Annotated in this window: 12 protein-coding genes and 1 tRNA gene; 6 read left to right on the top strand and 7 right to left on the bottom strand. The window is 72.9% G+C overall.

Annotation, left to right across the window (positions count from 1 at the left end; translation table 11 throughout):
- Positions 1-48: 48 nt before the first annotated feature.
- The 3 genes from FH608_RS39800 to FH608_RS39810 all read left to right on the top strand — a co-directional run bounded on the left by FH608_RS39800 (position 49) and on the right by FH608_RS39810 (position 2,553).
- Positions 49-1,257 (top strand): FAD-binding protein, encoded by a 1,209-nt coding sequence (locus tag FH608_RS39800; RefSeq protein WP_139635598.1) that lies wholly within the window; start codon positions 49-51, stop codon positions 1,255-1,257.
- Positions 1,258-1,347: 90 nt separating this feature from the next.
- The gene (locus FH608_RS39805) at positions 1,348-2,124 is read left to right on the top strand and encodes an LLM class flavin-dependent oxidoreductase (RefSeq protein WP_139635599.1); all 777 of its coding nucleotides are present in this window, start codon (positions 1,348-1,350) and stop codon (positions 2,122-2,124) included.
- A gap of 36 nt (positions 2,125-2,160) precedes the next feature.
- Positions 2,161-2,553: a DUF3224 domain-containing protein gene (locus tag FH608_RS39810; protein WP_226900309.1), complete on the top strand. Its 393-nt coding sequence runs from the start codon at positions 2,161-2,163 to the stop codon at positions 2,551-2,553.
- A 104-nt stretch (positions 2,554-2,657) separates the two neighbouring features.
- On the opposite strand, the gene FH608_RS39815 is transcribed toward FH608_RS39810, so the two are convergent.
- Positions 2,658-2,730 (bottom strand) — tRNA-Ala (locus tag FH608_RS39815).
- 112 nt (positions 2,731-2,842) lie between these two features.
- On the bottom strand, positions 2,843-4,297 hold the full coding sequence (locus FH608_RS39820) for a vWA domain-containing protein (protein ID WP_226900310.1): 1,455 nt from the start codon (positions 4,295-4,297) through the stop codon (positions 2,843-2,845).
- 170 nt (positions 4,298-4,467) lie between these two features.
- Between FH608_RS39820 and FH608_RS39825 the strand changes: the two genes are divergently transcribed.
- Complete coding sequence (locus tag FH608_RS39825; RefSeq protein WP_226900311.1) at positions 4,468-6,240, top strand: asparagine synthase-related protein; 1,773 nt, start codon at positions 4,468-4,470, stop codon at positions 6,238-6,240.
- 9 nt (positions 6,241-6,249) lie between these two features.
- Here FH608_RS39825 and FH608_RS39830 read toward each other — a convergent pair whose 3' ends face one another.
- Positions 6,250-7,314: a type III polyketide synthase gene (locus FH608_RS39830; protein WP_317135607.1), complete on the bottom strand. Its 1,065-nt coding sequence runs from the start codon at positions 7,312-7,314 to the stop codon at positions 6,250-6,252.
- Here FH608_RS39830 and FH608_RS39835 point away from each other — a divergent pair.
- Positions 7,313-8,311: a helix-turn-helix domain-containing protein gene (locus FH608_RS39835; RefSeq protein ID WP_139635602.1), complete on the top strand. Its 999-nt coding sequence runs from the start codon at positions 7,313-7,315 to the stop codon at positions 8,309-8,311. The two genes, FH608_RS39830 and FH608_RS39835, sit on opposite strands and share 2 nt — an antisense overlap.
- On the opposite strand, the gene FH608_RS39840 is transcribed toward FH608_RS39835, so the two are convergent.
- A complete protein-coding gene (locus FH608_RS39840) occupies positions 8,274-9,386 on the bottom strand; it encodes a methyltransferase (protein ID WP_139635603.1) in 1,113 nt (370 codons plus the stop codon). The two genes, FH608_RS39835 and FH608_RS39840, sit on opposite strands and share 38 nt — an antisense overlap.
- A 130-nt stretch (positions 9,387-9,516) precedes the next feature.
- Positions 9,517-10,131 carry a TetR/AcrR family transcriptional regulator gene (locus FH608_RS39845; protein WP_139635604.1) on the bottom strand — a complete coding sequence of 205 codons (615 nt, stop codon included), beginning with the start codon at positions 10,129-10,131 and terminating at the stop codon, positions 9,517-9,519.
- A gap of 37 nt (positions 10,132-10,168) precedes the next feature.
- Here FH608_RS39845 and FH608_RS39850 point away from each other — a divergent pair, with 37 nt between their 5' ends.
- Positions 10,169-10,636, top strand: coding sequence for a hypothetical protein (locus FH608_RS39850; protein ID WP_226900312.1), 468 nt, complete (start codon positions 10,169-10,171; stop codon positions 10,634-10,636).
- Here FH608_RS39850 and FH608_RS39855 read toward each other — a convergent pair whose 3' ends face one another.
- Together FH608_RS39855 and FH608_RS39860 are read right to left on the bottom strand one after the other, a co-directional pair.
- Positions 10,637-11,461: an SAM-dependent methyltransferase gene (locus FH608_RS39855; protein WP_139635605.1), complete on the bottom strand. Its 825-nt coding sequence runs from the start codon at positions 11,459-11,461 to the stop codon at positions 10,637-10,639.
- Positions 11,462-11,528: 67 nt separating this feature from the next.
- Positions 11,529-12,476: a GlxA family transcriptional regulator gene (locus FH608_RS39860; RefSeq protein WP_139635606.1), complete on the bottom strand. Its 948-nt coding sequence runs from the start codon at positions 12,474-12,476 to the stop codon at positions 11,529-11,531.
- Positions 12,477-12,497 lie beyond the last annotated feature (21 nt).

Raw genomic sequence — 12,497 nt, forward strand, 5'->3', positions numbered from 1 at the left:
GCGGCACCCCGGCGGGGCTGACAAGGTGGGTTGTGGGAAGGTAAGGCCGTGACGCTGACCAATTGGGCGGGAAACACCGCATTTCGGGCGCAAAACGTTCACCATCCGACCTCACTCGACGAGCTCCAGCGGCTCGTCTCGGCCGGTTCCCGCGTGCGGGCGCTCGGGAGCGGCCACTCGTTCAACGACGTCGCCGACTCCACCGGCGATCTCGTGGTGCTCGACCGGATGCCGGACGCGGTGGAGATCGACAGCGCGGCGGCCACCGCGCGCGTGCCGGCGCGCATGACGTACGCCCGGCTCGCCCCGATCCTGCACCGGGCCGGCTTCGCGCTGGCGAACCTGGCCTCGCTGCCGCACATCTCCGTGGCCGGCTCGGTCGCGACGGGCACGCACGGCTCCGGCGACGCCGTCCAGGGGCTCGCCTCCGCCGTGTCGGCGCTCGACCTCGTCACCGCCGACGGCTCCGTGCTGACGTTCTCGCGCGGCGACGCCGACTTCCCCGGAGCCGTCGTGGCGCTCGGCGCGCTCGGCGTCGTCACCACCCTGACCCTCGACCTGGTGCCGGCCTTCGAGGTGCGCCAGTACGTCCGCGAGGGCCTGACCCTGGACGCGCTCGCCCACTTCGACGAGATCATGTCCGCCGGCTACAGCGTCAGCCTCTTCACCGACTGGCGTGAGACCCGCGTCTGGCTCAAGCGCACGGACGAGCTGACCGCCCCCGACTGGTACGGCACCACCCCGGCCGAGCAGCCCCGCCACCCGCTGCCCGCCATGCCCGCCGACAACTGCACGGTCCAGCTCGGCATCCCCGGGCCGTGGTACGAGCGGCTGCCGCACTTCCGGCACGACGCCGAGCCCAGCGGCGCGGGCGACGAGCTGCAGTCGGAGTTCATCCTGCCCCGGGACCACGCGGTCAAGGCGCTGCGCGAGCTGTACGCCATCGGCGACCGCATCAGGCCCGCCCTGCAGATCTCCGAGGTGCGCTCCATCGCGGCCGACGACCTGTGGCTCAGCCCCTTCCGGGGCCGTGAGAGCGTGGGCGTGCACTTCACCTGGGTGCGGGACGTCGCGACCGTGCAGCCGGTGCTGGAACTGGTGGAGGAGACGCTGGCGCCGTTCGAGCCGCGCCCGCACTGGGGCAAGCTGTTCACCCGGTGGCCCGCCTGCCCCGACCGCTTCCGCGCGCTGGTGCACCGGCTCGACCCCGGCGGCAAGTTCGCCAACGACTACACGCGGATACTGCTGGGGGAGTAGCGTCCCGCGCGGTGTTGCGCCCCGGGACGTAGCCCGCCACCGGCCCGGTGGACGATGTGCCGGAACGCCCGCTCCGCGATCGTGGGTGGCATGACCGATCACCCGTTCAGGTTCGGCGCCGTCGCCGGACACGCCACCGACGCCGCCGCGTGGACCGGGCTGGCCCGCCGGGCGGAGAGCCTCGGCTACGCGACGCTGCTCGTGCCCGACACGCTCCGGACGCTGTCGCCGTTCGCCGCCGCCGCGGTCGCCGCGACGGCCACGACGACCCTGCGCGTCGGCACGTTCGTGCTGAGCGCGCCCAACCGCACGCCCGAGTCCGTGGCCTGGGAGACCGCCACGCTGCACACGCTCACCGACGGCCGCTTCGAGCTGGGACTGGGCGCCGGCCGTCCCGGCGCGGAGGAGGACGCCGCCGCTCTCGGCGTCGAGTTCGGCACGCCCGGCCGGCGCGTCGAGCGCCTCGCCCGGACCATCGACGCCGTGAAGGACGTGCGCGTCCTGGTCGCCGCGTCCGGGCCCAGGCTGCTCCGGCTGGCCGCGCGCAAGGCCGACACCGTGGCGCTCGGCGTGCCGCCGCGGTACACCGAGGACCAGGTGGCGGCCAAGCTGGACGAGCTGTACGAGCTGGCCGGCGACCGCTTCCACGACCTGGAGCTCAGCATGAACCTCGCGGCGGCCGGGGGCGAGCCGCCGTCCTGGCTGTCCGTGCCGCCCGGCGGCACCGGGGTGCTGACCGGCACGCCGGACGAGATGGCCGACACGCTGCGCAGGCGGCGCGACCGGCTCGGCGTCTCGTACGTGTCGGTGAACGCCCAGTACCTGGACGCGTTCGCCCCGGTGGTGGAGCGGCTCGCCGGTACCTGACGGACCCTGACAGGTATGTGCGGCACGATGAGGGACATGTTCGCCAAGGGAACCTTCGACACCGCCGGCTGGGACGCCAAGCCCCCTTTCGAGGAGCGTGACGGCGTCTCCGTCGGGCTCGTGACCATGTCCAAGACCTTCCACGGGGATCTGAGCGCCTCCAGCGTCGTGTACATGCTGGTGGCGTCGGCGGAGGCCGAGGACTCGCGCGCGTACGTGGCGATGGAGCGCATCGAGGGCACCCTGGGGGGCCGTGCGGGGGCCTTCGTCGTGCAGCACAACGCGGTGGACGACCGTGGCGAGCAGTCGCTGAGCGTCACGGTCGTGCCCGGGTCGGGCACGGGGGAGCTGGCGGGGATCAGGGGCCGGATGGACATCGCCATCGACGCCGACGGCGGCCACTCCTACACCTTCGACTACCGCCTCTGAGCAGGCCACCGCCTTCCGGCGAACCACCGGCTGGGGCGGCGACCCCCGGGGCTCCGGACAGCGCGAAACGGCGGTGCCCTGTGGGCACCGCCGCTGTTTCGAGGTGGAGCTATGGGGATTCGAACCCCAGACCTCCTCCATGCCATGGAGGCGCGCTACCAACTGCGCCATAGCCCCTTTGCAGCCCTCGCTGCGTGTACGAGTCTAGCGGACTTCGCGACCCGCCAAGCACACCTTAAAATTCCGCGCCCCCTGGCCCACCGCCAGGGAGCGCGGTATCCCGGAGGGGTCAGCCGACCGCCCGGGCCTGGTCGATGAGCGTGACCAGCTCCGACACCATCGGGTCCTCCGAGGCCGCCGCCAGCCGGGTGGCGTGCTCCCCGAGCTCGGGCAGGTCCATGCCGAACGCCTCGCGGTCGCGCAGGTAGACCGCGAACGCGGCGACCACCATGTCGACCTGGAGCCGGAGCGGCGCCTTCTCCCACACCGACGTGACCAGCTCGTCGGCGCGCAGCGACTCGCCGGCCTCAGACGCCGCCCGCGTGTCGGGGTCCTGCCAGCGCACGGTGGCCTGGGCGAGCTGGCCCTTGGCGCCCGGCTTGAGGCGCAGCGCGTAGAGCGCGGTGACCGAGTGGCCGGGGCCGATCTCGCCGCCGTCGACGCTGTCGTCGCGGAACTCCTCCGTGGCGAGGGCGCGGTTGTCGTACCCGATGAGCCGGTAGCTCTCCACGACCGACGGGTTGAAGACGACCTGGGCCTTGGCGTCGCGCGCCCGGAGCTCGATGGTGGCGGGCAGCTGCGTGGCGAAGATCCTGTCGGCCTCCTCCTGGCTGCTGACGTACACGGCCATGCCGTCGCCGTTGTCGGCCAGCTGCTCCATCAGCTCGTCGCCGTAGTCGCGGCCGACGCCGACGGTGAGCAGCGTGACCTGCCTGCCGGCGTACTCCTTGACCTGGCCGAGGATGGCCTGCCATTCGACGTCGCCCTGGTTGGCCAGGCCGTCGGAGAGCAGGATGACCCGGTTCGTGGCGGCCGGCCGGAACGCCTTGGACGCCTCCTGGTAGCCGGTGACGAGCCCGCTCTCGAGGTTGGTGCCGCCGCCGTCGTGCAGCTCCTCCACCGCGGCGCGCAGCTCGTCCCTGGCGGTCAGCGGGGTCATCGAGGCCAGCACCTCGGCCTCCTCGCTGAACGCCACGATCGACACCTGGTCGCCGGGCGCGAGCTGGTCGAGCAGCTTCAGCAGGGCCGACTTGACCAGGTCGAGGCGGCCGGCCTCGGCCATCGAGCCGGAGACGTCCACCACGAACGTGAGGTTGGCGGGCCGCCGGCCGGCCGCTTCCGTCGCCCTGGTCTGCAGGCCGACGCGCAGGACGGCCTGGTCGCGCGCGGGCAGCTTCGCGCCGTCCACGTGCACGGTGAACCCGTCGTCGGACGGCTCCGCGTAGTCCTGGCGGAAGGCGTTGACCCACTCCTCGGGGCGGATCTCGCCGGGCGCGGGCCAGCGGCCCTCCTGGAGGGTACGGCGGGCGTAGCCGTACGAGGCGGTGTCCACGTCCAGGGCGAACGTGGAGATCTGGGCCGTGGTCGTGTCCTTCTCGCCGTTCTCGTCGGCGCTCTCCTCACCCTTCTCCTGGGCGGGGGAAGCCGACGGGTGGACGGGCTGTTGATCGCTGCGCGCGGGCGCTCGTTCGGAGCTCTGCGTGCTGCTGCCGGCGCCGCCGCCGCATCCGGCGAGGGCCAGCAACGCTACGATCCCGGTACACGCCGCTAAAACACGAAATTTCATGGCAGTCACCACCTCCATTGGCGTACGACGGAACTCGCCCGCCGCGGGCCGGGCCGGTGACGGAAGCGAGCGCAAACCGCGACCGACACGTGATCAGTTGTGACAATTGGGATAGTTGAGGTAGTCATGTGCCTGTGCGCGTCTACCTGGGGGTGGCCGCCAAGCGGCACGACATCCCCGCCCCCGTCCTGGACCGGGTCCGGTCCGCCATCGAGTCGGCCTTTCCGGTGCCGCCGGACGTCATCCGGGGCCGCGAGTGGCACGGCAGGGGGGTGTCGCTGTTCGGGTGGACCAACGAGCCCGACGACACCAGGCAGCCGCCGCTGCTCTCCGAGCACGGTGACCGGATCATCGGGCTGAACGGCCACCTGGCCGACCCCGCCGACGTGACGAGGATGCCCGACGACTCCGCCGGCGGCTGCTTCTCGGCGTGGATCGCCCGCGACGGCGAGCTGACCGCGAGCACCGCGATCAACCGGGTCTGCCCCGTCTTCTACGCCGAGACGCCCGACCTGCACATCGTGGGCAGCCGCGCCCTGCTGGTGCACCTGGCCGCCCAGCCGGGCGACCGCGTGGAGCACGACGTGCTCGCGCTGCAATCGATGGTGCGGCAGGGGTTCTTCCTGTCGGACGAGACGCCGTACCGGGGAGTGTCGGCGCTGCGGCCCAGCTCGCGGCTGGTCGTCCGCGACGGGCGGCGCGCCATCACCGAGACCCCGCTGCCGGAGGCCGCGCCCGCGCCGGCCAGCGCCCGGGGCAAGCGGGCCGCCATCGCCGAGCTGGCCGACGCGCTGCTGGCCACCGTGGCGCCGCTGCGCGACCTCGGCGAGCCGGTGAACCTGGCGCTGACCGGCGGGCGCGACACCCGCATCCTGGCTGCGCTGCTGCACGCGGCGCGGGTGCCGTTCCGGGTGACGACCAACGGGCTCGACACGCACCCCGACGTGATCATAGCGCGGCGGATCGCGGCCGAGCTGAAGGTGGAGCACACGGTCATCGCGCCGCCGCAGACGGCGCAGAAGGACGCGGTCCTGGTCGAGCACCCGCTGAGCCGGGCGTGGGAGACGTTGCGCACGTGCGAGGGCATGACCTCGGCGTACGAGACGATCGTGAGCTACCTTCCCTACTCCGGCAAGCCGACCATGTCCGGGCAGAGCGGTGAGACGTTGCGTGCGGGCAGCCTCAACCTGCTCCAGACGGACCTCGGCGACAAGGCGCTGCTGCGGCGGATCAACAACACCTTCTTCAAGGACGAGCGGCTGTTCACCGCCGAGGCCAACGAGCACGCCCGCGAGCTGGCCAAGCCGTGGCAGGCCCGGACGAACCGGCTGGAGGCCCTCGACCACCTCTACATCTGGTACAAGGTGGGGCGCTGGCAGGCCAGCGCCCGCGCGGGGTCCCTGCGGCGCGGCGATCCCGTCCGGCCGTTCCTGGACAACCGGGTGGTACGGGCGGCGCTCAGCCTCGACCAGGGCTGGCGCCTCTCCGAAGAAGTGATTTATGACCTCATCTTGCGGTTCGCCCCGAGATTGCGGGATGTGCCGATCGAGGGGAAGCCGTGGCGGTTCGCGGAGGGGCTGACCAAGCGCTGGCCCTGGTCGAGAATGCCCACCGGGCACATGCCCACCGCGAAGACGGGCGGCGGCTGGAGCTGGCGCACCAGCCCCGGCCCCGCGCTCACGAGCGTGCTGCGGGACCAGGTGCTCGGCGGCCTCGACGCGCTCGCGCCCATCGTGAACGCGGACGAGGTGCGCGCGCTCTTCGCCGACCCCGTCGTCAAGAAACCCGCCCTGGCCTGGCACCTCTACACGGTCAGCACGTTGCTGACCGGCCTCTACCCGGGCAAACAGCCGGAGGGACTGGAGGAGATCACGGTTGCCCGGCCGGACCCCGCCGGGTGAGGCCGCCGCTCACCAGTGCAGGAGCAGCAGCTCGGCGGAGAAACCCGGCCCCAGGGCCAGGAGCACGGCGGGCGCGCCGGGACGGCCCCGGGTCTCCTGGAGCACGTGCAGCACCGAGATCGACGACAGGTTGCCGTGCTCGCGCAGCGACCGCCAGGTCACGTCGAGCGCCCTGGCCGGCAGGCCGAGGGTCTGCACGATCTTCTCGATGACCTTGGGGCCGCCGGGGTGGCAGATCCAGGTGGCGACCTGATCTGGGGTCAGGCCGTAGTCGGCCAGGAACGCCTTGATGTCACCCGCCAGCACCTGCTCCACGAAATCGGACAGGTCAGCGTCGAGCACGATGCGGAAGCCGTGGTCGCCGACCTCCCACCCCATGAGGTGCTCCGTGTCGGGATACAGCATGCTGCGGGTCGCGACGACCTCGGGCCCCGCGCCGTGGCCGGTGCCGACGGCGGCCGCCGCGCCGTCGCCGAACAGGCCGCTGGCCACCAGGTTCGCGATCGAGGTGTCGTCCCGCTGGATCGTCAGCGAGCACAGTTCCACGCACACCAGCACCGCGACATGAGCGGGCCAGCCGCGCAGGTAGTCGTGCAGTCTCGACAGCCCCGCCGCGCCCGCCGCGCAGCCGAGGCCGAACACGGGCACCCGCTTGACGTCCGGTCGCAGCCCGACCCGCTGGGCCAGCCGGGCGTCGAGCGAGGGCGTCGCGACGCCCGTGGTCGAGCAGAACAGCAGGTGGTCGACCTGCTCGGGGCGGATGTCCGCCTTGCGCAGCGCGCCTCTCAACGCCTGCTCGCCGAGGTCGAGGGCGTTCTCGACGTAGGCGTCGTTCGCCCGCGCGAAGGAGTCGAGCTTGGCGTAGTCGGGGAGCGTGAGCGCGAGATTGCGGCCCTCCACGCCGGTCGCCCGGTGGAAGCGCCGCAGCAGCTCCTCGTCACAGTTGGTCAGCCGGGAGAACGCCTCGGTGATCTCCGCCTGAGTGTAACGGTGATCAGGCAAAACAACCTGTACTCCCGATATATGCATACCTGTCTTCTGCCGCTGAGAGCCCCCGGCTAACATGCGGGCCATGCTGCTGCCGGAGCCCTCAAGACCGCACCGCGTGGCCGTTCTGGCGTTCGATGGCATGGCGCCGTTCGAACTCGGCTGCGTCGTGGAGTTCTTCGGACTGCCCAGGCCCGAGCTCGACGTGCCGTGGTACTCGCTGGCGGTGTGCGCCGAGACGATGGAGCCGCTGCGGGTGGTGGGCGGGTTCACCATGCGGGCGGCGTACGGGCTCGACGTGCTGGCCGAGGCCGACACCGTGATCGTGCCCGGGGTGGCGGACGTGCGCGGGGACGTCTCGAGGCCGCTGGTGACAGCCCTGCGCCATGCGCACGCGCGCGGCGCGCGCATGGTGTCGATCTGCTCGGGCGCGTTCGCTTTGGCTGCCGCGGGGCTGCTCGACGGGCGCGAGGCCACCACCCACTGGAGGTACGCCGACCTGCTCAGGGAGCGGTTCCCGCACGTCGAGGTCAACCCCTCGGTCCTGTACGTGGACGGCGGCGACGTGCTCACCAGCGCGGGCAGCGCGGCCGGGCTCGACCTGCTGGTCCACCTCGTACGCACCGACCACGGCCCCGGCGTGGCCAACGCCGTGGCCCGCCGCCTGGTCATACCGCCGCACCGGGAGGGCGGCCAGGCCCAGTTCATCCAGGCCGCCGTGACACCGGTGGAGGACGACGACGCGGTGGGCAGGGCGATGTCATGGGCGCTGGGCCACCTGGCCCGGCCGATCAGCGTGGCGGACCTGGCCAGGGTGGCGCACATGTCGGAGCGCTCGTTCGCCAGGCACTTCAAGCGGCAGACCGGCACCAGCCCGCTGCGCTGGGTGATCGCGCAGCGGGTGGCGGCCAGCCTGCCGATGCTGGAGTCGACGGGGGCGCCGGTGGAGGAGATCGGGGCGGCGGTCGGGTTCGAGAGCGCTGTGACGTTCCGGCACCACTTCACGCGGGCCATGCGCACGTCGCCCTCGGCCTACCGGCGTGCCTTCAGCGCTCCGGCGGGCTCTGGCGGTCACGGAGCGTGAGCCGCCACAGGGAGGTCACCTCGGCGGCGCGGGCGGCGTGCAGCGGGTCGTGCTCGTCCGTGGCCCGCCCGTGCCGTGGCGGGACGTCCAGGCGCCCCGCCACGCTCAGCCCCGCCCGCTCGAACCCGGCCAGCAGCTCGGCCCGGGTGCGCAGCCCCAGGTGCTCGGCCAGGTCCGACAGGACGAGCCAGCCCTCGCCGCCCGGCTCGAGGTGCTCGCCGAGCCCGTCGAGGAACCCCCGCAGCATCCGCCCGCCCGGATCGTAGATCGCCTGGTCGAGGGGCGAGGCCGGCTTGGCGGGCAGCCAGGGCGGGTTGCACACGACCAGCGGCGCCCGCCCCGGCGGGAACAGGTCGGCGCGCACGATCTCCACCCGGCCGGCCAGGCCCAGGCGGGCGACGTTCTCCCCGGCGCACGCCACGGCCCGCTCGTCCAGGTCGGTGGCGACGACGCGCCGGACTCCCCGCCTGGCCAGCACGGCGGCCAGCACCCCGGTGCCGGTGCCGATGTCGAAGGCCAGCCGGTCGTCGGGCAGCGGCGCCCGCGCCACCAGGTCGACGTACTCGGCCCTCGTGGGGGCGAACACGCCGTGATGCGGATGGATCCGGGCATCGAGCGCCGGCACGTAGACGCCCTTGCGCCGCCACTCGTGGGCGCCGATCAGGCCGAGCAGCTCGCGTAGCTGGCCCACCCCTGGAGGGGCCTCGGGGCCGTACACCTCGGCGCACGCCGCCCGCACGTCCGGCGCCCTGCGCAGCGGCACCACGTGGCCCTCCGCGAACGGCACGAGCAGCATCCCCAGCGTGCGGGCGCGCTGGGAGCGGGCCTGGCGGTAACGGTGGAACCCGGCGTCGGGGGCGGCCGGCTTGCAGCGGCGCCCCATGGCGGACAGCAGCCGGCGGGCGTTCTGGAAGTCTCCGAGCCACAGCAGCGCGGTGCCCTCGCAGGCCAGGCGGTAGGCGGTGTCGGCGGTCATCCGGTCGTCGGCGGTGATCACGCGTCTGGGTGGCGGCACGCCCAGCGCCGAACGCCAGAGCGCCGACCGCTCCTGCCCCGCCTCGGTCCAATGGATCATCAGAGTCCGACCGTCTCACGCGCCGCGCCCGTACGGCCACCGATTTCCCGCAAACCCGGGCCTCGGGCGCGGCCGTCACCCTCCACGGTACAGACGCCTGACCGGCACGCCCGCACGGCCCGGTGGGGGGCTACGGCCCGGGTTCGGTGAGGGTCTCGAGGTGGCGGCGCAGGGCCAGCGTCATCAGCTCGGGCGTCATCCGGTCGGGGTGGAGCACGCCCTCGACGGTGAGCCCGTCGATCAGCGCGCACAGCCGCTCGGTCTCCACCCCGGCGTCCCCGCGCAGGGGCCGCTGCCGGGCGATGCCGCCGATGATGCGCCCGACCAGCCGCCGCATGCCGTCGTAGGCCTCCTCCGCGTGGGGGCGGAGCTCCGGGTGGGTGCGCGCGGCCATCGTGAACGCCAGCCAGACCGTCGCCTCGTCCCGCCGCCGCTCGTCCAGCGGCAGCAGCTCCGACAGCATCAGCTCGACGCCCTCGGCCCGCTCGTCCGCACCCTGCCGGGCCAGGAGGGGAGCGACGTGCGCCTCCAGCCGGGCGCTCACGCGCTCGACGGAGGCCCGCATCGCGAAGACCATCATCTCCGTGTGCCCGGCGAAATAGTGCCGGACGGAGCCGATGGCGAGGCCGGCCTCCTCGGCCACGTTGCGCAGCGAGGCGTGCTCGAGACCGGCTCGCCGGACGACGCGGAACACCGCGTCGACCACCTCGTCCCTGCGCGCCTGCGGATCCACCACCTTGGGCATGTGTCTTTTATAGCATGACCCTGCTATTTTATTTGGCATGGACATGCTAAATACGCTGATCATCGTGGGCCTGGTGGTCTACGTCGTGGCCCGCCGGATGGCGGGGCAGCCCCTGGTCGCCAAGGACGTGTTCGTGCCACCGGTCGTCCTCGTCGCGATCGGCGTCCACGGCCTGACCGGGGTGGAGCTGTCGGGACTCGACGCGGGATGGCTCGCCGGCACGGCGGTGCTCGGCGTCGCGTTCGGCGCGCTGCGGGCCGCCACCACCGTGGTGTACCCGCGGCAGGGCGTGCTGTGGCAGCGCTACACGTGGAAGACGCTGGTGGTCTGGGTGGTGACGTTCGCGATCAGCTTCGGGGTGGGCGCGCTGGCCGTGGCCACCGGCATGCACCCCGAGGCCAGGCCGATGACGCTGTCGATCGGGGTGGGCCTGCTCGGCGAGGCGCTCGTCATCCTGCTCAGGGCGCGCACGGCGGGGGTGCCGTTCGCGCCCGGCGGGCGGTGACTAGGCGCGGCGGCCGACCCCGGCCAGGATGCCCGAGCGCACGAAGTCGTACGCGCCGCCGGGCGAGGCGTCGGGCGTCCAGTCGGCGACCGGCACCACGCCCGGGCCGAGCAGCTGGAGGCCGTCGAAGTAGGAGACGATGTCGTCGTAGCCGCGGCCGGCCACGCCGCCCGACGACGTGTGCGAGTAGACCTGCTTGCCGGCCTGGGTCTCGTCCACGGTGGCGTTGCCCAGGTAGAGGTGCGACAGCACGAGGTGGCAGCCCGAGCCCAGCCGCGCCCGGACGCGGGCGGCGATCTGCGCGGCCTCGGCCGCGTCCGGGAAGAAGTGCAGCACCGCGACCAGCAGGATCGCGTACGGCTGCGACAGGTCGAGATGGGCGGCGACGCGCGGGTCGTCGAGGATCGCGTCGGGGTCCTTCAGGTCGCCCTCGATCGCGATGACGTCGGAGTCCCTGGCCAGCAGCGCGCGGGCGTGGGTCAGGACGATCGGGTCGTTGTCGACGTACACCACGCGCGAGCCGGGGGCGTGCCGCTGGGCCACCTGGTGCACGTTGTCCTGCGTGGGCAGGCCGGCACCGATGTCGATGAACTGCCGCACGCCGGACTCGGCGAGCAGGCGCACCGCGCGGCCGAGGAAGCCGCGGTTGGCCAGGGCGATCTCCCGGGCGTCGTTGCCCATGGCGCGGCCGATCTCGATCATCTTCTCGGCCGCCTCGCGGTCGGACGCGAAGTTGTCGCGCCCGCCGAGGTAGTAGTCGTACATGCGGGCGACGCTGGGCACGTTCGGGTTGATCCCGGCGGGTACGCGGTCCGCCTCGGCCATGTGACGCCTCCCTCGACGATCTTCTGGCGCCGATTCTAGGGGGAACCGTGCCATATGCCGCAAGCGTTCAGGCCCGGCGGAACGTGTGCCGGTACGCCAGCGGCGAAACGCCGACGGCCGCGTGCAGGTGCTGGCGCAGCGAGACCGCCGTGCCGAACCCCGCCCGCCTGGCCACCTCCTCCACCCCCAGGTCCGTGGTCTCCAGCAGGCGCCTGGCGTGCTGGACCCGCTGGCCGTTCAGCCACCGGGCCGGGCTCATGCCGGTCTCCTCGCGAAAGCGCCTGGTGAACGTGCGCACGCTCATCCTGGCGTGCCCGGCCAGCGCGGCCAGGTCGAGCGGGCGGTCGAGGTGGGTCAGCATCCACTCGCGCGTGGCCGCCGTGCCGCCCCCGGCGTCCGGCAGGTGCCGGTCGATGTACTGGGCCTGGCCGCCGTCCCGCCACGGCGGCATGACGCAGCGGCGGGCGGCCCTGTTGGCCACCTCGCTGCCGTGGTCGCGCCTGATCACGTGCAGGCACAGGTCCAGCCCGGCCGCCACCCCGGCCGAGGTGAGCACGTCGCCGTCGTCCACGAACAGCACGTCGGGGTCGAGCTTCACCTTCGGGAACAGGCGGGCGAAGAGGCCGGCCTCGTGCCAGTGCGTGGTGGCCGGCCGGCCGTCCAGCAGCCCCGCCGCCGCCAGCACGAACGCTCCCGTGCAGATCGACAGCGTGCGGGGGCGGCCGCGCAGCGCCTGCGCCAGCGTGTCCGAGATCGTGCCGTCGCGCAGCACCCGGCCTCCGTGGACGCCGGGCACCACGACCGTGTCCGCGGTGTCGAGCACGTCGAGATCGTGGTCGGGCAGCACGCTGTAACCCGCCGAGCAGCGGACCGGCATGCGCCCCTCCGAGCAGGTCACCACCTCGTAGAGCGGCTCGCCGTCGGGCGTCCGTGCCACGCGGAACACCTGCCCCGGCACGCCGAGGTCGAGCGGGGCGAAGTGGTTGAGGGCGACGACGGCCACGCGATGGGGCATGGCCGGATTCTTTCACATATT

This window comes from Nonomuraea phyllanthi, from assembly GCF_006334985.2.
Classification (GTDB): Bacteria; Actinomycetota; Actinomycetes; order Streptosporangiales; family Streptosporangiaceae; genus Nonomuraea; species Nonomuraea phyllanthi.